Origin of the sequence: Marinobacterium sp. BA1 (assembly GCF_041155135.1) — a bacterium.
GTDB lineage: Bacteria > Pseudomonadota > Gammaproteobacteria > Pseudomonadales > Balneatricaceae > Marinobacterium > Marinobacterium iners.
In genome coordinates, this window is sequence record NZ_BAAFHC010000001.1 from 3,786,996 (window position 1) to 3,809,309 (window position 22,314).

The 22,314-nt window shown below is 57.1% G+C and carries 14 protein-coding genes and 5 tRNA genes; 5 read left to right on the forward strand and 14 right to left on the reverse strand.

Annotated elements, in window-relative coordinates:
• Positions 1-12: 12 nt before the first annotated feature.
• Positions 13-2,469, forward strand: coding sequence for a ribonuclease R (rnr, locus tag ACAM29_RS18220; RefSeq protein ID WP_354408614.1), 2,457 nt, complete (start codon positions 13-15; stop codon positions 2,467-2,469).
• Between the two features lie 8 nt (positions 2,470-2,477).
• On the opposite strand, the gene ACAM29_RS18225 is transcribed toward rnr, so the two are convergent.
• A complete protein-coding gene (locus tag ACAM29_RS18225) occupies positions 2,478-3,818 on the reverse strand; it encodes a phosphatase PAP2 family protein (RefSeq protein WP_369624980.1) in 1,341 nt (446 codons plus the stop codon).
• 115 nt (positions 3,819-3,933) lie between these two features.
• On the opposite strand from ACAM29_RS18225, the gene serB reads away from it, so the two are divergent.
• Positions 3,934-5,151 carry a phosphoserine phosphatase SerB gene (gene serB, locus ACAM29_RS18230; RefSeq protein ID WP_369624981.1) on the forward strand — a complete coding sequence of 406 codons (1,218 nt, stop codon included), beginning with the start codon at positions 3,934-3,936 and terminating at the stop codon, positions 5,149-5,151.
• A 20-nt stretch (positions 5,152-5,171) separates the two neighbouring features.
• Here serB and ACAM29_RS18235 read toward each other — a convergent pair whose 3' ends face one another.
• The 6 genes from ACAM29_RS18235 to ACAM29_RS18260 all read right to left on the reverse strand — a co-directional run bounded on the left by ACAM29_RS18235 (position 5,172) and on the right by ACAM29_RS18260 (position 8,891).
• Positions 5,172-7,292 (reverse strand): EAL domain-containing protein, encoded by a 2,121-nt coding sequence (locus ACAM29_RS18235; RefSeq protein WP_369624982.1) that lies wholly within the window; start codon positions 7,290-7,292, stop codon positions 5,172-5,174.
• Between the two features lie 108 nt (positions 7,293-7,400).
• Positions 7,401-7,475 (reverse strand) — tRNA-Gln (locus ACAM29_RS18240).
• 8 nt (positions 7,476-7,483) lie between these two features.
• Positions 7,484-7,560: transfer RNA gene (locus tag ACAM29_RS18245), tRNA-Met, on the reverse strand.
• Positions 7,561-7,565: 5 nt separating this feature from the next.
• Positions 7,566-7,640, reverse strand: a tRNA-Gln gene (locus ACAM29_RS18250).
• A gap of 13 nt (positions 7,641-7,653) precedes the next feature.
• Positions 7,654-7,730: transfer RNA gene (locus tag ACAM29_RS18255), tRNA-Met, on the reverse strand.
• Between the two features lie 165 nt (positions 7,731-7,895).
• The gene (locus tag ACAM29_RS18260; RefSeq protein ID WP_369624983.1) at positions 7,896-8,891 is read right to left on the reverse strand and encodes a helix-turn-helix domain-containing protein; all 996 of its coding nucleotides are present in this window, start codon (positions 8,889-8,891) and stop codon (positions 7,896-7,898) included.
• Between the two features lie 152 nt (positions 8,892-9,043).
• On the opposite strand from ACAM29_RS18260, the gene ACAM29_RS18265 reads away from it, so the two are divergent.
• Both ACAM29_RS18265 and ACAM29_RS18270 read left to right on the forward strand, forming a co-directional pair.
• Positions 9,044-10,006: a helix-turn-helix domain-containing protein gene (locus ACAM29_RS18265; protein WP_369624984.1), complete on the forward strand. Its 963-nt coding sequence runs from the start codon at positions 9,044-9,046 to the stop codon at positions 10,004-10,006.
• A 119-nt stretch (positions 10,007-10,125) separates the two neighbouring features.
• Entirely contained in the window at positions 10,126-14,838 is a 4,713-nt protein-coding gene (locus ACAM29_RS18270; protein ID WP_369624985.1) for an autotransporter domain-containing protein, read from the forward strand.
• Positions 14,839-14,923: 85 nt separating this feature from the next.
• Here ACAM29_RS18270 and ychF read toward each other — a convergent pair whose 3' ends face one another.
• The 7 genes from ychF to ACAM29_RS18305 all read right to left on the reverse strand — a co-directional run bounded on the left by ychF (position 14,924) and on the right by ACAM29_RS18305 (position 20,830).
• Positions 14,924-16,015, reverse strand: a complete 1,092-nt coding sequence (ychF, locus tag ACAM29_RS18275) for a redox-regulated ATPase YchF (protein WP_091827252.1) — start codon at positions 16,013-16,015, stop codon at positions 14,924-14,926.
• Positions 16,016-16,035: 20 nt separating this feature from the next.
• Entirely contained in the window at positions 16,036-16,623 is a 588-nt protein-coding gene (gene pth, locus ACAM29_RS18280) for an aminoacyl-tRNA hydrolase (protein WP_091827253.1), read from the reverse strand.
• 22 nt (positions 16,624-16,645) lie between these two features.
• Positions 16,646-17,236, reverse strand: coding sequence for a 50S ribosomal protein L25/general stress protein Ctc (locus tag ACAM29_RS18285; RefSeq protein ID WP_369624986.1), 591 nt, complete (start codon positions 17,234-17,236; stop codon positions 16,646-16,648).
• A gap of 121 nt (positions 17,237-17,357) precedes the next feature.
• Positions 17,358-18,299: a ribose-phosphate pyrophosphokinase gene (locus tag ACAM29_RS18290; protein WP_091827255.1), complete on the reverse strand. Its 942-nt coding sequence runs from the start codon at positions 18,297-18,299 to the stop codon at positions 17,358-17,360.
• Between the two features lie 63 nt (positions 18,300-18,362).
• A tRNA-Gln gene (locus ACAM29_RS18295) sits at positions 18,363-18,437 on the reverse strand.
• Positions 18,438-18,542: 105 nt separating this feature from the next.
• A complete protein-coding gene (gene lolB / locus ACAM29_RS18300) occupies positions 18,543-19,118 on the reverse strand; it encodes a lipoprotein insertase outer membrane protein LolB (protein ID WP_369624987.1) in 576 nt (191 codons plus the stop codon).
• Positions 19,115-20,830 carry a tetratricopeptide repeat protein gene (locus ACAM29_RS18305; RefSeq protein WP_369624988.1) on the reverse strand — a complete coding sequence of 572 codons (1,716 nt, stop codon included), beginning with the start codon at positions 20,828-20,830 and terminating at the stop codon, positions 19,115-19,117. Before ACAM29_RS18305 ends, lolB begins: the two co-directional genes overlap by 4 nt.
• Before the next feature lie 199 nt (positions 20,831-21,029).
• Here ACAM29_RS18305 and hemA point away from each other — a divergent pair, with 199 nt between their 5' ends.
• Complete coding sequence (gene hemA / locus ACAM29_RS18310; RefSeq protein WP_091827258.1) at positions 21,030-22,304, forward strand: glutamyl-tRNA reductase; 1,275 nt, start codon at positions 21,030-21,032, stop codon at positions 22,302-22,304.
• The last annotated feature ends 10 nt before the right edge of the window (positions 22,305-22,314 follow it).

A 22,314-nucleotide genomic window follows, 5' to 3' on the forward strand; every position in this document is an offset into this window, starting at 1 on the left:
ACTGGATACTGAATGAGCAAGAATTGGAAAGACAAAGACCCCAACCTTCAGCTGGAAGCTGAAAAGTATGAACAGCCGGTACCGAGCCGTGACTTCATGCTTGAATTCCTCGAGAAGTGGGGCGCCCCGATCAGTCATCCCGTGCTGTGTCGGGAGCTGGGTATTGATGATGAAGACAGTGTTGAAGGTGTTCGCCGGCGCCTGATCGCCATGTGTCGAGATGGTCAGCTGATCTCCAACCGCAAGGGCGAGTACGGGTTGATTCAGAAAATGGATCTGATTCCCGGCCGCGTGATAGGACATCGTGATGGATTTGGCTTCCTGAAGCCGGACGCCGGTGGCGATGACCTGTTCCTCAGCCCGCGCAACATGCGTGAGGTGTTTGATGGTGACCGGGCACTGGTCCAGTCCATCGGAGTGGATCACAAGGGCCGACGCGAAGGCAAGATTGTCGAAGTGCTGGAACGTGGCACCACCAAGGTGGTGGGCAAGTTTGATGGCCACAGTGGTTTTGGATCGCTGATCCCCGAAAATCAACGCATCACCAATCAGGTGATGATTATCCCTGACCCGACTACCGGTCTGGAGTATGAAGACGGCCAGCTGGTAGTAGCTGAGATCATCCAGTATCCCAACCGGAAGCAGCCTGCACGCGCTCGTGTTGTGGAAGTGTTGGGTGATCGCATGGCGCCGGGAATGGAGATTCAGGTTGCCATTCACAACCATGAAATCCCGGATGAGTTTCCAGCGGATGTGCACCAGCAGATCGGTGAGCTGACACCGGAAGTGCGCGAAGAGGACAAACAGAACCGCATCGATCTGCGCGAGTTGCCTTTTGTCACCATTGACGGTGAAGACGCCAAAGACTTTGACGATGCCGTCTACTGTGAGAAAAAAACCTTTGGTGGTTGGCGTCTGTGGGTGGCGATTGCGGATGTGTCCTACTACGTACGCCCTGATTCGGCGCTGGACCGTGAAGCGGTCAAGCGCGGCAACTCGGTCTACTTCCCCGAGTTTGTGGTTCCGATGCTGCCGGAACTGCTTTCTAACGGGCTCTGCTCGCTGAACCCCAATGTGGATCGTCTGGCCATGGTGTGCGAGATGACCATCAGCCGGGCCGGTAAACTGTCGGGTTATAAGTTCTACGAAGCGGTGATCAACTCCAAGGCGCGCCTGACCTACACCAAGGTAGGGGCAATGTTGGATGCCGAGCATGAAGACAGTGCGAACCTGCGCAAGCAGTACAGCGCCGTAGTGCCTGATGTAGAGCAGCTGCATCAGCTCTACAAGGCGTTGCGCAAGGCGCGGGATGACCGCGGAGCCATTGATTTTGACACCGTTGAAACGCGTATCGTATTTGATCAGGTACGCAAAATCGATGAGATTATTCCCGTGGTGCGTAACGATGCGCACAAGATCATCGAAGAGTGCATGCTGGTCGCTAACGTGGCAACCGCACGTTTTCTGGGTAAGTACGGCAAGCCGGCTCTGTACCGAATCCATGAAGGGCCCAAGGCACAGAAGCTGCAGAATCTGCGAGCCTTCCTGGGTGAGCTGGGGCTTAACCTCCCTGGTGGTGACAGCCCCGAGCCAAAGGATTACCTGAAGCTGGCCGAGTCAATCAAGGGGCGGCCGGATCGTCACATTATCCAGACCATGATGCTCAGGTCGATGCAGCAGGCTGTATACAGCCCTGAAAATCTGGGCCACTTTGGCCTGGCCTATCCGACCTATGCGCACTTCACATCGCCCATACGACGCTATCCTGATCTGTTGGTTCACCGCGCCATTCGCAGTGCGATTCACGGTGATGGCAAGGCGAAGGCGGTCGAGCGGCCGAAGAAGTTTACCGCCAATGCCGCATTTGGCTATCCGTATTCGCTTGAGCAGATGCTGGCGCTGGGTGAACACTGCTCCATGACCGAACGGCGTGCTGATGAGGCCACCCGTGATGTGGTGGCCTGGCTCAAGTGTGAATACATGCAAAGCCAGATTGGCGAAGTGTTTACCGGTGTGGTGGCAGCTGTCACCGGCTTTGGTGTGTTTGTAGAGCTGGAAGACCTGTATATCGAGGGACTTATCCACATTACCTCACTGCCCAGTGACTACTATCACTTTGAAGTAGCGAAGCAGCGCTTGGTCGGGGATCGTACCCGTCGCGTCTTCAAGCTGGGTGACGAGCTTGAGGTCAAAGTTGTGCGTGTGGATCTGGATGAACGCAAGATCGACTTTGAGCTGGCAGCAGAGCCTGCCGCTGCACAACCCAAGCGAACCAGTCAGCGTGAAAAGCTGGCCAAGGGTCAGATCGCGGATGGTCGCGGCAAGCCGGATCATAGCAAGGGGCGTCGTCGCTCAAAAAAGCCTGAAGGCCGTACTGGCGGGGATAAGCCCGCCGGTGCTGCCACCAAGCGCAAGGCCGCTCAGAAGCGCAAGCACCCTCCCAAGGCGCGGCAAAAGCGCAAGGGTTGATGCTTGATTCAGCTGCCGGGGTAACGCCCGGCAGCCAGGTCGAATGTCAGCACCACATAAAGTCCTGTGATGACACACAGTATCCCCGCCCAGCTCAGTGGTATTCTGACTGGCGCTGGCCAGTGATATAGCCATATCCGATACATGGCTGTGATCACCAATGCTTCGGCCACTCCCGCTATCACGTCCATGGGCCAGTGTACTCCCAGCATTGGACGGGATAGCGCAACCGCCAGAATCAAGGGTATGGTGCAGAGATAACCCAAATGGCGAGTCTGATGATCCCTGTTATGCAGCAGCCATACGGCCGTCAAAGTAAAGAACGCGGCGGCAGCTGAGGCATGCCCGCTTGGGTAGCTGAAATTGGCAAGACTGCTTCCTTCAGGCCTCGGCAGGCCAAAGAGTTGCTTCAGTACATGGTTAAGCAGAATGACGCCGATAACCCCCGCAAATACTCCACAGCCGCGCCAGCCATCCCCACGCACCAGCCCAAACAGCGCACACAGGAGTGAAAGCCCGGCAACAAGTGGAATATCACCGATCAACGTCATCACCAGTGCCGTTTGTGGCAAGGCATCTCCTATTGAGCGAAGGGGTATGAGCAAAGCCGAATTGATCTGGTCGCCTGCAGAGTCAAGGTTAATAAGGGTGATGCCGATAAGAGCGGTCAACGCACACAGCAGCAGTAGTGTTGGTCCGGGCGGCCAGGGGGCGGGGAGTATTCGGCTCCAGTAAGTGTGAAGCTTGCCATGTGGTTTCAGTCGGTGATGAAACTGTTGAAACAGCAGCAGGGTAAACAGCAGTACAGCTGCTGACCAGAAAAGCGGGGCCAGTTGAGGTGAGGCGGTGGTGAGCCCTCGGCCGGTGAAGTATCCGGGCAGCAGATACAATGGCGCCCAACCCAAAGCCGAGATCAGGTTGAAGAAGGTGAAAGCCAGGCCAGGCATGCCGCAGCTGCCGGCCACAAACGGAATGACAGGACGAATCGGACCAACAAACCGACCGGTGACGATACTGAGCCCGCCCCAGCGCCGGAAAAATGCTTCGCCCCGTTGCAGCCATTCGGGGTGTCTTTGCAGCCAGTCAAGGCGGCGGATGGGTGTGGCGGAATGGCGCCCCAGTAGAAAGCTTATTCCATCACCACACACCGCGCCCGTGAACGCTGCCAGAAGGCAGACCCACGGTGACACTCCTGCTGAGCCGGCCATGACAGCCAATGCAAACAGCAGGGCAACACCGGGCAGCAGCAGGCCGACAAACGCCAGAGATTCCAGCATCGCAATCAGGGCAATCAGCACCACAATGCTTGTCGGTGTCAGTGGTAATGCCTGTAGCAGTGACTCAAGCAAAATGACTCCTCGTGCTAAAAGGACAGGACAGCACTGCGTCGAGTGCGGTCGCTCTGATATAATCGCAGCCAGATGCTGGTGATACCAGCAATGCCTCACTTAACGGAAGGGTGCGATGAACGAAATCATCCTGCTGACAATTTCCGGTGACGACCGTCCGGGCGTGACCTCGGCTATCACCGGGATCCTCGCCCGCTATCATATCAATATCCTTGATATCGGCCAGGCGGTCATTCACAACACGCTCTCGCTGGGTATTCTGATTCAGGTGCCGAAAGAATCCGAGTCGTCTCCTCTATTGCGGGATGTTCTGTTCAAGGCACATGAGATGAACATGCTGGTGCGTTTTGAGCCAGTGGATGACGCGGCCTATGAACACTGGGTCGAAGGTCAGGGCAAGTCGCGCCATATCATCACTCTGTTGGCACGACGCATCAGTGCCGAGCACATTGCACGTGTGACCGCCATTGCCGCCGACCATGGCCTGAATATTGATAATATCAGCCGTCTGTCCGGGCGTATCTCACTGCAGGATGAAGGTGCGCGTCAGACTCGCGCCTGCGTCGAGTTCTCAGTGCGTGGGCTACCGGCTGATGCCGCTGCGCTGCGTGAAGAGTTCCTCAAGACGGCCAGCGATATGGATGTGGATATCGCCTTTCAGAAGGATGATATTTTCCGTCGTAACCGGCGTCTGGTGGTGTTCGACATGGATTCGACTCTGATCGAGGCCGAGGTAATCGATGAGCTGGCGAAAGAGGCAGGTGTTGGTGAGCAGGTGATTGAGATTACCGAAGCCGCCATGCGAGGTGAAATCGACTTCAACGAGAGCTTCCGCCGCCGCGTGGCGCTGCTCAAAGGGCTGGATGCCTCGGTTCTTGAACGCATTGCCGAGCGCCTGCCTTTGACTGAAGGCGCAACTGAGCTGGTGGGGCATTTGAAGGCGTTGGGCTTCAAGACCGCCATTTTGTCAGGTGGGTTTACCTATTTTGGTCACTTCCTGCAGCAGAAGCTCGGTTTTGACTATGTGTATGCCAACGAGTTGGATATTCAAGATGGCATGGTTACAGGCGAGGTAGTGGGTACCATCGTCAACGGTGAGCGCAAGGCCCAGCTGTTGCGTGAAATTGCTGAAAAGGAAGGTGTGCGACTGGAACAGACCATCGCCGTAGGGGATGGCGCCAATGACTTGCCGATGCTGTCCATCGCTGGTTTGGGGATCGCCTTCAGGGCCAAACCGCTGGTGCGTCAGAGTGCCAAGCAGGCAATATCGACACTTGGGCTGGACGGCATTCTGTACCTGATCGGTTTTCGGGACCGCGACAGCCTGCTCTGAGCAGGCTGTCGTTGACGCTCCTATCCCTCAAAGAAATCGTAATCCATCTGCTCCCGCGGGGGTTGCAGATAGTGCCCCTGAACCAGATGAACACCGGCGCTGAACAGGTCGCTGATCACACGGGTTTCTTCAACCAAAGGGGCGATGATCAGCTTGTTCTGCTGTTTCAGTGGGGCCAGCATTTCCTCCAGTGATTCCATGGTCAGGTTGCGATTCTGCAGGTCCTGAATGTAGGAACCATCCAGCTTGATAAACTCAGAATCCAGCTCCTTGCGTACATGTTCCGAGTTGGGTGAGCTGCCGAAATGTTTCAGGCATACCTGGCAGTGCAGTTGCTGAATGGCACGGGCAAAATGTCGTGCCGCAATCAAATCAACCGCAGCATCACTTTCGCTGATTTCGAATACCAGGTATTCGGCGGGTACGTGGCTTCTGCGCAGCTCTTCTCCCAGCCACTGCACCAGCTCTGCGCTACGCAGCGAGGGGCCGGATAGGTTGATCAGCAGGTGTGTGCGCTTCTCAATGTTCTGCTTGCTGCTCAGCTCCGACAGTGCCCGCTTGATGACCCAGCGGTCCAGCTCAACCAGTACCTCAGGCTCTATCGCTTGGGCGATGAACGCATTGGGAGAGATTTCCTTGTCACTGTCACTCATCAAGCGCAGCAGTACCTCGTAATACTGGGTCGGCGTTTCCAATCGCAGCGGTACGACCGGCTGGTACAGAAGTCGGAATCGGTCCATTTTGAGCGCGTTGAGCAGGCGTTTGCTCATTTTGGCATCGCTGCTGGAGAGCAGCGTCTTCTCTTCCTGATACAGACTGACACCATTGCCGGGCCGGTTGCCGTGATGCAGGCTCTCGGCCATCATGCGAGCGCGGGAAACCAGCTCTACTGGCGTCGGAGCGCTGTCGTTGATGACGACTATACCTACTGACAAGGTGGTGTGGATGGCCGTGTTCTGTACTTGGCAGATATGGCTGCTGACGGCGTGGCAAAGCTGCTCTCCAATGTCGACAGCCTTGTTGGGATCGGCGGTGTGCAGAATGATGGCAAAACTGTTGTCATCCAAATGGGACAGCAGGTGGGCACGGCTCACTTTCTGTTTCAAAATGCTGGCGATATCACGCAAAATGAGATCAACCCCGTCAATGCCAACTTCGGTTCGAATCACCTCCAGATGATCCAGTGTCAGCAGCATCAGGTTGCGGTCCTGCCCTCCGCGGCGGGCGTTATTGCAGGCAACTTCCAGTGCACGCATGAATGCCTGATGGTTGTTCAGGCCGCTGATCGGATTTATGTCGCGGAAAATTTCTTCCGATGCGTCGAAATCGGTGATGATCTCGACCTCAAGGCAGGGACGTCCATCGTATTCGGATGGCGCGAAGCTGAAACGGGCCTCGAAGCGGGTATCGTCTGGTCTCTGGGCGGTGAGGTTGCGCTGCAATGCAGAGCTGCTGTGATCGCACTCTCGCAGTATCTGGTCCAGATCATCCCTGAAGCGCTCTTCAAGCAGCTGACGCAGTGAGTGTTCGAGCAGGTGCTCTGCATTATCATAACCGAACAGGTGGGCAAAACTTTTGTTGGCATGCAGGATCAGGCCGTTATGCAGCATGCATATTGCCAAGGATGAACTTTCTACCAGTGTCTGATTGCGTTGCTGCAGCTGTGCCAGTCGGTTCTGTGTGTTACGCAGTTCACGGCGTGTTTGCAGCTGGGCGTACACCCGGTTCAGCTCGAGCAGCAGTAATTCGTGGTTACGTTCGGGAAGCATCGCTTGTACACCGATGCCAAGCCAGTGGGTTGGGTCATGGTATTCATGACCTGGCGACAGCAGTATCACCGGTATGTCACGGTTAAGACGATTCAACAGATCCAAGGCCTTGGCGGGGGTCAGTTCTGTGCTGTAGTGATCCTTGCTGGCAAAGATCAGCAAGTCCCAAGAGCGCTGACTGAGTACATTCAGCAGCTCGTCAGAGCCTTGTACAGATTGGCCGCGAGGCGAAAAATGGGCTGTTCTGAGGGTGGTCAGCAACTGGTCCATCTGGATGCCATCACAGGCGGCAAACAGCAGGTTTATGTTGCGAGCATCGTGTTGAGCCTGACTGGCCAGTGCATGTAATAGCTCGTCCGTGGAACCACTCATGTTGTATACCTGAAGTAACGGGGGATCATTAGTGCCCCATATTAACGACAAATGAATGCCGTGTCAGGTCTGTGAAAAATCAAGAAAGTGGGAGGATATGGAGCAGGATGGCAGGGGTAGGAGGATTCGAACCTCCGCATGCTGGAATCAGAATCCAGTGCCTTACCGCTTGGCGATACCCCTGTAAAGAATGGTGGCAATGGCGGGACTCGAACCTGCGACCCACGCATTATGAATGCGTTGCTCTAACCAACTGAGCTACATTGCCACAAATGGCAGGGGTAGGAGGATTCGAACCTCCGCATGACGGGATCAAAACCCGTTGCCTTACCGCTTGGCTATACCCCTGGATCTGAAAGCATGGTGGCAATGGCGGGACTCGAACCTGCGACCCACGCATTATGAATGCGTTGCTCTAACCAACTGAGCTACATTGCCATAAGCTTTCAAGGCCGCGAATTATTCCCTGTTTTCGTAACGCTGTCAACGGCTTGAAAGCAAGGAAGTTTAAAAAAACGGAAGGTGTTTGTGGCAGACTGCCGACAGGCGGGGCATTGCGGTTACCATGCCCCATTAATAGACGTTTCGGAGATGGTCACAGTCTTATTCGGCGTATATATCAGTCGCTTTTAATCGTACAGTATGGCCTGGTGTTTCCCCGAAGTACTGGCGATAGGCTTTGGAGAAGTTACTGGCATGACTATAGCCCACCGCAGCTGCAACCATCTTGATCGGAGCCCCTTTCTGCTCGATCAGCACCCGTGCGTGTTCCAGTCGCTCACGGCGCAAAAATTCTCTGGGAGAGCACTGTGCTGATACCTGAAACAGTTGGGTGAGCTGGCGCCGGGTAATGCCGAAGCGTTGGCATATATCATCTGTCTTAAGTGGAGCATCCAGGTTGCCGCGGATGTAACCTGTCAGACTTTCAAATATATGCTCGCCCCAGAGTGGGGCTCTGTCTGTGCCCTCTGTGTCGCTTGCCATTATTGTCCGAGCTACCTCCGCCAGAATAGACATGGAAACCCCCTCCAGTGCAATCTCCTGAAGCGGGTCGGATACGCTGGTACTGGGTGCAAAAACATTGGTTAACAGGCTGCGCAGGCGGGTGTTGACCGGTACTTCACGGCTGACGACACCAGACTCAGGAAATGACGAAAAGCAGGATAAAGCACCGGGCAGTGCCTCACCAAGCTGCTTGTGAAGGCCGGATATTTTACCGGCTACCCCGATATGTCGAAGCGTCTGTCCGCCTTTCATAAGAAAACGGGTGCCATTATCACGCACGCGGTAGACGATGCCGGATTGCGGAGTGATCTCATATTGTTTGCCATCCGGGGTTTCCAGCAGCATTTCGCCGCTTAACAGGAGCACGCTGCAGAGCAGGTTGGGCAGTTCGGTCTCGGCCGCACTGGTGTCGATTACACAGTCGCGCTGGACCCTGAATTCGGACCGATAAAGCCGCAGCAAATCATTGAAATCATAGCGTTGCAGGCGCCCCATGCCGCTGCCCTCCGGCAGTGGAAAGTCCTGGGCTTCAAAATCCCAGAGAGCATGGCTATCGCTGTTCAAGTGTTCAAAAGCATCATTGTTTTTATTCATGGCGGGCCAAAGGCTGAGTCAGTTGGGGGTAAAACCACACAGTCGTTTTTTACGCTACCAGAACTTACTGAGTGTTCAAAACGCATAAAAGTGCGCGAAAATCATAAAACACGATGCTTGAAGTAAAAATCAGTCACATGCATCGTTTAACGATGTCCACTTATCGCAAGCCGACACCTTTCGTATTGAATGATGCCTCGCTGCAGGCCGCTGCTCAGCCCTGGCTTGATCTGGAAATACACCAGTTAAGCGCGGGGTGTTACCAGGGCGAGTGTGCAACGCTGTCACTGAATGGTATGCACCTTGTACATGAGCGCCAGAACCAGATAGTGCACAAAAGCGGCATCACTCAAGGTAACCTGTGTGCGATTTCCATTGCAAAAACGGTTGCTCCGGGAATGCGCTTCTCCCAGTTTTTAAACCCGATGGATTCCTGGCTCTATTTTTTGCCCAGGGGTGTGGATCTTGATATTCGGGTGATGCCGGAAAGCGAAACTTTATACCTCTGTCTCGATCAAGACAGTCTGCTGGACGGGGCGCGTATTCTTGGTCAGGGCGATGAGGCGCTGCGTCCTGAAGCGCCGCAAGCGTTCAACAGCAAGCTCACGGCCGGTCTGATGGCTGATTTCAACGCCCTGCTTCATCACCGTAGCCCGGAAGGCCCGCTGCCCTTGGCCAACTGCGCCCGGCTGCTGCGTGATAGCGTTGTTGTTGCGCTCAGTCAGGCAACCGCGATCGATACCGGTGTCTGCCGCAGCGTCCGTGCCGGCTGGCGAGCCCAGCGGCTGGTCTCGACCGCCCGAGACTACATGGATGCCTGCCTGCAAGTGGGGCATGTGCCCTCCATTACCGATATTTGCGCCACCACAGACGTGTCGGAACGTACGCTGCAGTATGCCTTTCGCAGCACCATGCAGCTCACCCCCATTGCCTATCTACGTACGCTCAGGCTCAACCGGGTACGTGCAGAGCTGTTAATCGCACTGCCGGCCCACACAACTGTCACCCGGGTCGCCATGCGCTGGGGCTTTGTCCATCTGGGCGAGTTTTCCCAAGAGTACAAGCGCCTGTTCGGGCAGCGGCCATCCGAAACCCTCGCACAACGCCCGGATTAATCCTAAGGGCAGGCGTTGTTTGCGGATATCCGATAGTGGGCCAACAGCCGTTTGACGATAATCAAGTATTAAAACTCGAGCCAGCCATTGGGCCATCAAGCGTTTACAGGGAGGTAATTATGAATCACGCCTATCGTGTTGTCTGGAATCAAGCGCTTCAGGTCTGGATGGCGGTTGCCGAGATCAGCCGCCGCCAGGGTAAAACCAAAGCCTCTGTCCTGCTCAGCGGCCTGTTGCTGGGTGCATCGCCCGCCAGCGCGGTAGAGGAAACCTTCACGGCGGCGTCCGGGAACTGGTCGGATGGTGGCAACTGGGCGGACGGTTCGGCACCGGTGTCTGGTACGGACCTGCAGCTGAACTTCGAATATGTCGATTATGACAACGGCTATGAGTCGATCCATGATATTGGCGATCTAACCGTGAACAGGCTGAGCTTCTCCACCTCGAACCCGGTTTTCCCATTTATTGACGTCGATGCGGCTAGTGTGGATGACAAACTCACTTTTGCCGGGGTAAACGCGACGATTGATATGTCATCACCTTCGGAAGCTAGCTTTGAAGTATATATTAACCCTGAGGTAGTGCTCGATAGCACCCTTACGGTGGCTACCAGTGATTCAGCATCGAACAATACTGTCCTTGTTGCTGGCGGCATATCGGGGGTCGGTGGACTCACGGTTTCAGAGGGCGTGGCCGTTCATCTGGCCGCCAATGATAGCGGGCTTTATACCGGCGACACCACCATAGAAGCAGGCGGGATTCTAGTGAATGCTTGGCGCACGCCCAACGCTCTTAGTGCTGCATCCCGACATATCGTCAATGGCGAGCTCAGATTGCTCGAGTCTGGCGCCATCGGTGGTCTTGAAGGCAGTGGTCAGGTGACAATAGATGACGGGAAAAGCCTGGAAGTTCGCGCCCTGAATACCGACTCTGTTTTCTCTGGCGTTATAAGTGACTACTCAGACTCCGGTAGTCTCAATAAAACCGGCAGCGGCACTCTGACGCTCACCGGTGCCAACACCTACACCGGCGGTACCACCATTTCCAATGGCACCCTGGCCGTGCGCAATGGCGGCAGTATAAGTCATGGGGCGACAGGACTAACGGTGGGAGACGTCGCTGGTCAGGCCGGGGTTCTGGAGATCGGGGCGGATAGCTCCGTGACGAGTCACCGGTCCTATATTGGCAATACCGGCGTAGTTCGTGTTGGTGGCAGTGGTGCGCGATTGGAGGTGATGGATGGGCTCTATATAGGACAAGACGGCGAAGGAACCCTGGAGCTCCACGATGGCGGTGAGGTTGATATCACTGGAGAGCTGTACGTGGGGAGTAATGCTCCAGGCGTAGCTAGCCAGATCATCGTGGATGGCTCCGGGTCGGTTCTCAGAGGGGAGAAGTTGAGGCTGGGAAACAGTGACACCCTGACCCTGGCAAACGGTGGCTTAGTATCCCTTAATGATGGCAGTGGTGAGGTTCGTTTTGAGGGTAACTGGTCGACCAGTGGCACTCTGAATTTCGGCACCTACAACCTGGGGGAGGCCACCACGGCTGGCGTTCTACAAGCCGGCAGCATCAAAGCGGTGTACGGACTTAGCACCCTCAATTTTAACCAGACCGATACCCTGAATTTGGAGGCCGATATTCTTGAGCACACGGGAACGGCCAGCGTTAACCAGCGTGGCACAGGTACCACCATTCTGACCGGCACGAACAGCTATTCGGGAGACACCACCATCTCCGATGGCACCCTACTGGTCAATGGCTCTATCGCCAACTCACAGACTATTGTCAGTGGCGGCGTGTTGGGTGGCAGCGGATCGGTTGCGGGTGTGATGCTCAATGGCGGCAGCCTGGCCCCCGGTAACTCCATTGGCACGCTCAGCACCGGTGATGTGACCGCCAACACCGGTTCCACACTGCAATTCGAGGTGGACAGTGCCGGGGCTTCGGACACTCTGGCGGTGGTCGGTGGGGTGACCCTGAACGATGGTGTGATTATTGACATCATTGCTCTGGGTGCACTAGGCAGCCTGCCAATCCATAGTCAGCACACCCTGATCGATAATGATGGGGCTGATCCCATCGCTGGCAGCTTTACTCCGGATGTAGGCAGACTCGGCAGTGACGGTGAACTGTTTTCTGTTATTTCCAAGACAGGCGGGGATGGCAACGACCTGACGGCTGACAGCTACCGTACTGGCCTGACACTCGCCGATGGCGCAACCTTCAGTGATGACCAGGCCTTCCCGGATCACTTCCCCGGTTTTACGTTTACCGTAGAGGGCGCAGACAGTGCCACCTTTAGCGGCATTCTGGGAGAAAGCTCCACGCCGGTATCCCTGAGCAAACAGGGCACCGGCACCCTGACTCTGACCGGTGCCAACACCTACACCGGCGAAACCCGTATCGCCAACGGCACCCTGTCGGTCCGGGATGGCGGCAGCATCAGTCATGCCGCGGCGCGGCTGTATGTGGGCGATACCGCCAGCCAGACCGGAACCCTGGAGATCGGGGCGGGCAGTTCCGTGACCAATCACCAGTCCGCTGTCGGCTTAGGCGGTACCGGGGTGGTCAGCGTCGGCGGCAGTGGCGCGCAATGGCGGCTGACAGACCGTCTCTTGCTTGGAAGCACTGGCGAGGGCACCCTGGAGGTCCACGATGGCGGTGAGGTGGATGTTGCCTCAGTTCTGCACGTGGGGAATAGCTCGGGTGCCACTGGTCGGGTAACTGTGGACGGCACCGGGTCGAACCTCAAGGCGTCGCATCTGCTCCTCGGCGAGTATGGAAGCGGCTCCCTGACCCTGGCGAACGGAGGGACGGTTTCAGTTGATGGGGGCGATGGAACGGTTGTTCTCGGGGGTGACAGCGGTGGCAAGGGCACCTTGAATTTTGGCGCCTACAACCTTGCGGCCGCGACCACCGCGGGAGTGCTTGACGCTGATCGTCTCCGAATCGACCCTTTATATAATGGAAATACGGGGACCATCAACTTCAACCAGACCGACACCCTGACCCTGGAGGCCGATATCGTAGACAACTCCACCGGAACGTCCAGCGTCAACCAGCGCGGTACCGGCACCACCATCCTCACGGGGGCCAATTCCTATTCCGGTGACACCACCATCTCCGATGGCACCCTGGTGGTCAACGGTTCGATAGCGAAATCCCATATCCTGGTCAATGGCGGCTCCCTGGGTGGCAGCGGGTCGGTGGGTCAGGTGACGGTCAACAGCGGTACCGTCGCCCCGGGCAACTCCATCGGCACGCTCGCGGTGGGCGGCGACTGGACCCTGGGGGCAGGTGCCACCTACCGGGTGGAGCTGACGGGCGGCGGCACCACCGCCGGCACACACAACGACCTGGTGGATGTGGCCGGTAGTGCCACCATCGAGGACGGCGCGCTGGTTCATGTAACACCGGAGAACGGCACCGACAATGGTTCGACCAACTATGCCGATGGCGCCCGCTACACCGTGGTTCAGGCTGCCGGTGGCCTGACCGTTAACGGCAACCAGGCCGTGACCGATGACTACGCTTACCTGGATTTCCGCACTGACCATGATAGCGACAACTATTATCTGATTAGTGATCTACGGGTCATCACACCGCCACCTGAGCCTGAGCCAGAGCCAGAGCCAGAGCCAGAGCCAGAGCCAGAGCCAGAGCCAGAGCCAGAGCCAGAGCCAGAGCCAGAGCCAGAGCCAGAGCCAGAGCCAGAGCCAGAACCCGAACCCGAACCCGAACCCGAACCCGAACCCGAACCCGAACCCATCCAGAGCTTCTGCCTGGATGGCATGTCCGGCAATCAGTGCAGCACCGGTGACAGTGCCTTCAGATTGGCGGAGGGGCATCCGCTCTATGATCAGGTTCTGAATATGAGCGAAGCACAGGCGAGGGCGGCGCTGAATGCGTTGTCGGGTGAGCTGCATGCCAGTGCTCGCGCCCAGCTGGCGACCCAGAGCGATGGTATCCGTCTGGCGGCACTGGAACGGCTGCAGCCCACATCACAGCAAGCGGGTACCGGACTCTGGTTTGACATGCTGTACAGCGACGCTGAACTGAATGGCAACAGTGGCATCGCTACACTGGATAGCCAAAGCCGGGGGCTGTTGCTGGGCGCGGATGGCTACCTGCAAAACGGCTGGCGCCTTGGGGTACTGGGTGGCTATCAGGACAGCGATATGGACCTTTCTGCGCGGATGTCGTCTGCCGAGGTGGATAGTCTGTATCTGGGCGTCTACGCCTCACGCCACTGGGATAACAATTGGCACCTCAGTCTGGGGAGCACGTTTGGGCAGCACCAGTTGCAAACGCAGCGCCATGCGGTGGGCCAGACACTGAAAGCCGATTATGACGCCAGCAGTTGGCAGGCTTTTGCCGAAACCGGCTATCGCTTCGAGTCCGACACCGGCTGGGTACAGCCGTTTGTGGGCCTGTCCTGGCTGAACCAGCGTAATGATGCGTTTAAGGAATCAGGCGGCTCGGCGGCTCTGGCGGTGGAACGCACGGAGTCGAATACCGGTTTTGCCAATGTTGGTGTACGTGGTGGTGCAGAGCTGGGCGCGGACCCCTTGCCGGTGCGTGTACAGGGCTCTATCAGCTGGCGCCATGCTGTTGAGGATATTGACACGGTCAGTGAGCACCGCTTCCTGGGGGGCGACAGCCGTTTCACGATCAAGGGCGCGCCGATTGCCGAAAATACGGTTGTGCTGGACGCGGGCCTGGTTGTCCCGGTATCGAAAAATACCGATATCAGATTTGGCTACAGAGGCGAGCACTCGGATGAGAGTGATGTGCAGGAGGGATATATTCAGATGAGTGTGCGTTTCTAGTCCAGACGCATGGTCATGGCAGGCGAAAGGCGATATCGCCTGCCATGACGGGGCCTGGCACCGGTGTCGGTGTCAGGCGATGGACTTATACGTTGAAGCGGAAGTGAACCACATCACCGTCTTTGACGATGTACTCCTTGCCTTCCAGGCGCCAGCGGCCGGCGTCCTTGGCGCCCTGTTCGCCCTTGTAGGCGATGAAGTCGTCGTAGCTGATCACTTCAGCACGGATGAAACCCTTTTCGAAGTCAGTATGGATCACACCAGCCGCCTGAGGCGCGGTAGCACCGATCTTGACGGTCCAGGCGCGGACTTCCTTTACACCGGCGGTGAAATAGGTTTGCAGGCCCAGCAGGCTGTAACCGGCGCGGATGACGCGGTCAAGGCCGGGCTCGTCCATACCCATCTCCTGCAGGAATTCGATTTTTTCCTCGTCTTCCAGCTCGGCAATTTCAGACTCCAGCTTGTTGCAGATGGCAACTACCTCGGCGCCTTCGGAGGCGGCCAGTTCCTTCACTTGATCCAGGTAGGGGTTGTTTTCGAAGCCATCTTCGGACACGTTGGCGATGTACATGGTTGGCTTGGTGGTCAGCAGGTGGAAACTGCGGGCCAGCTTGCGCTCGTCATCGCTTAGCTCAAGTCCTCGTACAGGCAGACCTTCCGCCAGGTGCGGGATCATTTTTTCCAGCAGTGCCTTGGCTGCAATCGCGTCCTTGTCACCGCCCTTGGCGTTGCGCTGAACACGCAGAAGCTGCTTTTCGCAGGAATCCAGATCCGACAGAGCCAGCTCCATATTGATGGTTTCAATATCTTCCAGCGGATGAATACGGTTGGAAACGTGGATAACGTTGTCATCTTCGAAGCAGCGCACCACATGCGCGATGGCATCGGTTTCGCGGATGTTGGCCAGGAACTTGTTGCCCAGACCTTCGCCCTTGGAGGCGCCTGCAACCAGGCCGGCGATATCCACAAACTCCATGGTGGTCGGGAGGACGCGTTCGGGTTTGACGATTTCGGCCAGTGCATTGAGGCGTGGGTCCGGCATGGGAACAACGCCGGCATTCGGCTCAATGGTACAGAAAGGAAAGTTCTCGGCGTCGATGCCCGCTTTGGTCAGGGCATTGAAGAGCGTGGACTTGCCGACATTGGGAAGTCCGACAATACCGCATTTGAAACCCATGATCAGATCCTGTATTGAGGTTAGCCGTTGAAACTGTGCAGCTGGTTCATGGCACGTGCCCAGTCACCGCTGACGGCAAGGGGCAGCGCACGCAGCGCTTCATCAATGGCAGCCTGTGTCTTGTCGCGTTCAGCCACCGGTGCTTTGCTCAGTACAAAGCCGGAAACCTGGGCAGCGCTGCCCGGATGGCCGATGCCAAGGCGCAGACGATAGAAATTACGGTCGTTCCCCAGCTTACTGATAATGTCGCGCAGGCCGTTGTGTCCGCCGTGTCCGCCGCCCTGTTTCAGGCGAGCGGTGCCGGGCTGGATGTCCAGCTCATCGTGCACGACCAGTATGTCGCTGGTAGGAATCTTGTAGAAGTTGGCCAGAGCTGCCACGGACTGTCCGCTGCGATTCATGTAGGTTGTGGGAATCAGCAGATGGACCAGTTGGTGGTTGATCAGCACCTTGCCATAGAGACCGAAGAATTTCTTCTCCGATTGCAAGGAGATGTGCTGGTGGGCAGCAAGCTGCTCCACCAGCTCGGCGCCGGCATTGTGACGGGTCTGGCTGTACTCTGTCCCGGGGTTGCCGAGACCGACGATCAGTTGAATCCGGTCATTCATGCCTTTGCCTGTCTGTCAGAACTTACTTGGCGGCGCGAGCACCACGCGGTGCGTAGCAGTAGCCAACGCTCTGGTCGTGGTCTTCACCGCGACGCAGGGCGACGATTTCAACGCCTTCCGGCAGTGAAATGTCGGACAGGTGAGCGGTCTGGCCCATTTCGATCTGGCCCAGTTCCACTTCCAGAGCTTCTGGCAGGTCTTTCGGCAGGCAGGAAATTTCAACGGTGGCAGCTTCCTGAGCGAACTTGGCTGCGGCCTTGGCGGCAGCAGACTTTTCGAAGTTCACGAAGGCCAGCGGAACCTGCAGCTTGATCTTCTGGTTGTTATCGATGCGCTGGAAGTCAGCGTGCAGTACAACCGGCTTGGACGGGTGGCGCTGTAGATCCTTGATAATAACCGGCTGGTCCTGACCGTCGAGGTTCAGGGTCAGGATGGACGAGTAGAAACCGTCTTCCAGCAGCATGCGGTACAGGTCTTTGCCGATCACGGAGATCGCCTTGGGCTCGGAAGAGCCGTAGATGATGCCCGGTACCAGACCTTCACGACGCAGGCGGCGGCTCGCACCTTTCCCCTGATCGTCACGGGCAACAGCGTTTACAGTAAATTTAGCCATGTTTTATATACCTTATATATTAAAGCTGCATACCCCCGCGACCAGAAGCATGCAGCATGTGGGCGGTCCATGGTGGACCTTCAAGTCACGGGACGTGCCCGTGGTTCAGTGCCCGTTCCGGTTAGCGGAACATGGCACTGATGGATTCTTCATTGCAGACGCGGCGTACCGCTTCTGCCAGCAGAGGTGACAGTGAAAGCTGACGAATCTTGTCACACTTCTGCGCCTGCTCGGACAGCGGGATGGTGTCGGAAACGACCAGTTCATCCAGCTGAGAGCCGATAATGTTGTTGATTGCCGGGCCAGACAGAACCGGGTGGGTCACGTAGGAGACTACGCGGGCGGCACCCTTGTCTTTCAGTGCCTTGGCAGCCTTGCACAGGGTGCCGGCAGTGTCACACATGTCATCGACCAGAATGCAGGTACGACCGGACACGTCGCCGATAATGTTCATCACCTGGGATTCGTTGGCACGCTCACGACGCTTGTCGATGATCGCCAGGTCGCAGTCAAGCTGTTTGGCAACGGCACGGGCACGGACAACGCCGCCCACATCCGGGGACACCACGATGATATCATCGTACTGCTGATCCACGATGTCATCGAGCAATACCGGGGAGCCGTAAACGTTGTCTACAGGAATGTCGAAGAAGCCCTGAATCTGGTCAGCGTGCAGATCAACCGTCAGTACGCGGTCGATGCCCACGTTGGCAATCATGCTGGCCACGACCTTGGCGCTGATTGGTACACGCGCTGAACGCGGACGACGATCCTGGCGGGCGTAGCCGAAGTAGGGGATAACAGCCGTGATGCGGGTGGCCGAGGCGCGGCGCATTGCGTCAGCGAATACAATCAGCTCCATCAGGTTGTCATTGGTGGGCGCGCAGGTTGACTGGATGATGAATACATCCTTGCCACGAACATTTTCCTGGATCTCGACGCTTACTTCGCCGTCACTGAAGCGGCCAACCTGTGCCTTGCCCATGGGAATGTCCAGGCGTTCGACAACTTTTTGTGCCAGCTCCGGGTTTGCATTGCCGGTGAAGACCATCATTTTAGACACGGCGATTACCTTCTCGATTGCGTCGGAGTTAGATGTAGTAGAGAGGAAGTCTGTCATGGTGTTTGGCAGGGGTAGGAGGATTCGAACCTCCGCATGCTGGAATCAGAATCCAGTGCCTTACCGCTTGGCGATACCCCTGTCGTCTCCTGTGGTGTGGACCACGCTCCAAGAAGGCGCATATTCTCAACAAAGAGCCTGTCGAAATCAACCCCTGTGGCAAATTTGTTGCCAAATTCGATCGGCTCAAGGCTGCAGGTCGGTCGTCCAGTGGTTAACAACCAGTGTAATGCGCAGATCCGGGCGGGTCAGGCGTATCTTCTCCGGCAGCACCAGTGTGCCGGCGCGAGTGTAACGGTCATATTCAACCTTCCAGCCAGCCTGGCTGAAACCCTGCTCGTCCATCAACGCCTGCCAGTGCAGGCTGGGGTCGGGCACGCCTCGTACCCAGTAGCGTGCATGGGACAGGGGCAGGTGCCAGCCCAGCAGTTGCTGCATCAGGGCCTCGGGCGTTGTTGCCCGGTGGATTTCGTCAGATCCTGACTGCTGCAGACTGACACTATTGTCTCGGCCCTCGATGCGCAGCCCCCCCTGGCCAAGCGGGCCGGTCAGGGCTATCTGATAGGCAGCCGGCTGTTGCTTCCAGCTCAGATTGGCGCTGTTGATTTCGCCATCATGGCGAATGCCGATGCGCCCCTCCAGTGACCAGTTCTCAAGCTGCAGTACTGGACGTGGATCTGTGGGCATTGTCGGCTCACGGGTTTGCAACTGACTGCAGCCACCCAGGAGCAATACCAGCAGCAGTGGTAAAAGGGGCCTCATGGCGTGACTCCGATCATATCGGAGGCTTCCAGCAGGTGTGAATCATTTGGCTGTTGTTCCAGTGCCTGCAGCAGCAGTTCGGTTGCTCGCTGTTGTTGGTCCAACGCCCATAGCACTTGCACCAAATGAGCCGTTACTTCTGGTTCGGGGTAGCGGGAATGAGCCTGTTGCAGAAAGTGGAGCGCCTCCTCATTGCGCCCCAGCCTGTGCAGAACCCAGCCCATTGAGTCCAGTATGGCGGCATCTTCCGGTTGCTGTGCAAGTGCGCGGCTGATCAGGGCGTGCGCCTCTTCCAGTTCGTCTGTGTAGAGTGTCAGCGTGTAGCCGAGGGCATTCTGCAGCATCGGGTTGTCAGGAGACAGGACCAGTGCACGGCGAAGGTCACTGATCATTTGTTGTGACTGTTCGGGGTCGGTCAGCATGGAACGGGTGTACAGCAGGTTAACGCTGTCGGGAGACTGCTCCAGCGACTGGTTCAGAATGGCCAGTGCCTCGGGGCGCAGGCCGACCCGGTCGAGCCACTCGACTTGCAGGATGATCAGATCTTCCCGCTGATCCGGATGACTTTCTCGACCTGTTGCGATCAGTGCGGTGACTCTGGCCTGATCATCGGCGCTTTCAAACAAGCTCAGGGCGCGGGCGTAGGCCTGAATCAGGTTGGGGCCCTGATCGACTTGAAGGAAATGTTCCAAAGCCAGCTCTCGCTGCTCCTGCTGCTGAGCAATGACCCCAAGATAGAAATGTGGTGCCGAGTTGTCAGGCTGTTGGTCCAGCAGCTGTTGCAGCAGTCGACGGCTTTGTTCGGGCCGGTTGTTCTCAAGCAACAAAAGAGCGAAATAATAGCGTAGCTGTTGATTGTCCTCCTGCTGTTGCAGCAGTTGCTGGATCGCTTCCCAGGCCATTTCAGTTTGGCCAGACAGCAGCAGCAACTGGGCGCGTGAGGCGGCCAGACGTGTATGTTCTGGTTCCTGGCGCAGGGCGCGCTGGACCAGTTTGAGCCCCTGGGCCGGCTGTCCTTGTTGGCGATAGATCTCGGCACGTTGCAGTACCAGTTCAGCCTGGTCGGGCTCCACGCGCAGACCGGCGTCCAGTAGCTCGGCAGCTGCTGTGGTTCTATCCAGCTTGCGCAGAAGCAGTACCCGAGTCAGCAGATAGTCGAGCTGCTCTGGCTGCTGTCGGTTGAGTCGAGTCAGCAAGTCATAGTAGTGCTCGGCAACTTCGGCCGGCATTTCTTCGCTCTGAGCTGCGATCAGGGTCAGTGCCTCGTCACCACCCTGCTCCAATACCTGTTCGAGCAGGGGAAGGGCTAACTCAAATTGGCGCTCATGCAGCAGGATGTTGGCCCGGATGTGCAGTGGCTCAATGTTGCCAGGCTCGATTTCACTCCACAGCCGGCTGGTCTCCATGACGGCATCCGTGCGGCGCAGAAACTGGGCAGTACGCGTGGCGCGCTCGGCTACCGCAGGGTCTCGGGTCAGCCGCGTCTGGTTCAGATAGTGCTCAAGAGCAAGGTCAAAGCGGCCCTGCTTGCCGGCCAGCTCGGCACTTAACAGCTGGTACAGGCTGTCGGCGTTGAGCTCGCCCTTGATATAGGTGGTGGTTGGCGCCAGCTCAAGAGTATCCGCATTGGCGGAAGAGGGCGTCCTGTCCATTTGGCTGCAGCCGGTGATCAGCAGGCTGGTGATCAGGCTGATCAGCAGAGGTTTGTTCATAAACTGATGCACGTTTCCGATCCTGGTGGGTTGGAAATCTCACTATAGAGCAATTGAGTCGGGGCTGTCATGCCATCTGCAACTGTCCGACGGCGGGTTGTCCTGCTCTGTACGCAGAACTGCCACGGGTGGGTTAATCCGGACGCGGCAAAGGTGTATGATTACGCGCTTGTCTGTAATGGGGTGATACGAACCTTCTATGGCTCTGCTGGCGTTAGGTATCAATCACAAAACGGCACCGGTCGAAGTACGCGAGCGGGTGGCGTTCGCACCGGAAAAACTGGCTCAGGCGCTGCATGAGGCGCGGCTGCATGCCCGGCTTTCCGAAGTGGCGATTCTGTCCACCTGTAACCGGACCGAACTCTACTGCTCTACTACCGAGCTGGAGGGTAGCCGTGCTCTGCTGGAATGGCTGGGGCGTTATCACGACCTTGACGTAGAGGAGCTGCAGCGCTGCTCTTACGCCTATTGGGACGATGCAGCGGTACGCCATATGATGCGCGTGGCCTGCGGGCTGGACTCGCTGGTGCTGGGCGAACCGCAGATACTGGGACAGCTCAAGTCTGCGTTCTCGGTGTCTCAGGCGGAGGGGCTGGTCAGCGTTGAATTGGGGCGGCTGTTCCGCAGCACATTTTCGGTGGCCAAAAATGTGCGTACTCAGACCGCCATCGGCCAAAACCCGGTTTCGGTGGCCTATGCGGCCGTTAGCTTGGCGCAACACATTTTTGCCGATCTGGGCAAAAGCCGGGCCTTGCTGATCGGGGCCGGTGAGACCATCGAATTGGTTGCACGCCATCTCAAGCGTGCCGGCGTGCAGCAGATTACGGTGGCAAACCGCACACTTGCACGCGCGCTGGCCGTTGCCGAGGAGTTCAACGGGCGTGCCATCGAGCTGGGACAGATCCCCGACGAGCTGCCCCAGACCGATATTCTGATCGCCTCCACTGCCAGCCAGTTGCCGATTTTGGGCAAGGGTGCAGTGGAAGCGGCGCTGAAAAAGCGCAAGCACCGGCCGATCTTTATGGTGGATATTGCGGTGCCGCGTGACATCGAGCCTCAGGTGGGTGAGCTGGACGATGTCTACCTCTATACCGTTGATGACCTCAAGGAAGTGATTGAGGAAAACCAGCGTGAGCGTCAGAGTGCGGCCCGTGATGCCGAAGGTATCATTGAAGCCGGCACCCTGGAGTACATGCGTCGGCTGCGTGAGCTGGATGCGGTTGATACCCTCACCCTGCTGCGACAGAGTGCTCATGAAACGGCAGCACAGGAGCTGGAAAAAGCCATGCGCATGTTGGCCAATGGCAAACCGGCTGAAGACGTGCTGCAGCGTTTCGCCCACGGACTGACTAATAAACTGCTGCATCAACCGACCGTTCAGCTGCGCCAGGCGTCCGCCGAAGGGCGTGAAGAGCTGCTGCAACTGGTACAGGAACTGTATCAGCTTACACCCCCCGACCACAGCGGTTCATGAGACAGCAACA

What these genes read in the sequence shown, in the direction of transcription:
- rnr (WP_354408614.1), top strand. Translation starts at nt 13, where the DNA reads ATGAGCAAGAATTGGAAAGACAAAGACCCCAACCTTCAGCTGGAAGCT.
- serB (WP_369624981.1), top strand. Translation starts at nt 3,934, where the DNA reads ATGAACGAAATCATCCTGCTGACAATTTCCGGTGACGACCGTCCGGGC.
- ACAM29_RS18235 (WP_369624982.1), bottom strand. Translation starts at nt 7,292, where the DNA reads ATGAGTGGTTCCACGGACGAGCTATTACATGCACTGGCCAGTCAGGCT.
- ACAM29_RS18260 (WP_369624983.1), bottom strand. Translation starts at nt 8,891, where the DNA reads ATGAATAAAAACAATGATGCTTTTGAACACTTGAACAGCGATAGCCAT.
- ACAM29_RS18265 (WP_369624984.1), top strand. Translation starts at nt 9,044, where the DNA reads ATGTCCACTTATCGCAAGCCGACACCTTTCGTATTGAATGATGCCTCG.
- ACAM29_RS18270 (WP_369624985.1), top strand. Translation starts at nt 10,126, where the DNA reads ATGAATCACGCCTATCGTGTTGTCTGGAATCAAGCGCTTCAGGTCTGG.
- ychF (WP_091827252.1), bottom strand. Translation starts at nt 16,015, where the DNA reads ATGGGTTTCAAATGCGGTATTGTCGGACTTCCCAATGTCGGCAAGTCC.
- pth (WP_091827253.1), bottom strand. Translation starts at nt 16,623, where the DNA reads ATGAATGACCGGATTCAACTGATCGTCGGTCTCGGCAACCCCGGGACA.
- ACAM29_RS18285 (WP_369624986.1), bottom strand. Translation starts at nt 17,236, where the DNA reads ATGGCTAAATTTACTGTAAACGCTGTTGCCCGTGACGATCAGGGGAAA.
- lolB (WP_369624987.1), bottom strand. Translation starts at nt 19,118, where the DNA reads ATGAGGCCCCTTTTACCACTGCTGCTGGTATTGCTCCTGGGTGGCTGC.
- ACAM29_RS18305 (WP_369624988.1), bottom strand. Translation starts at nt 20,830, where the DNA reads ATGAACAAACCTCTGCTGATCAGCCTGATCACCAGCCTGCTGATCACC.
- hemA (WP_091827258.1), top strand. Translation starts at nt 21,030, where the DNA reads ATGGCTCTGCTGGCGTTAGGTATCAATCACAAAACGGCACCGGTCGAA.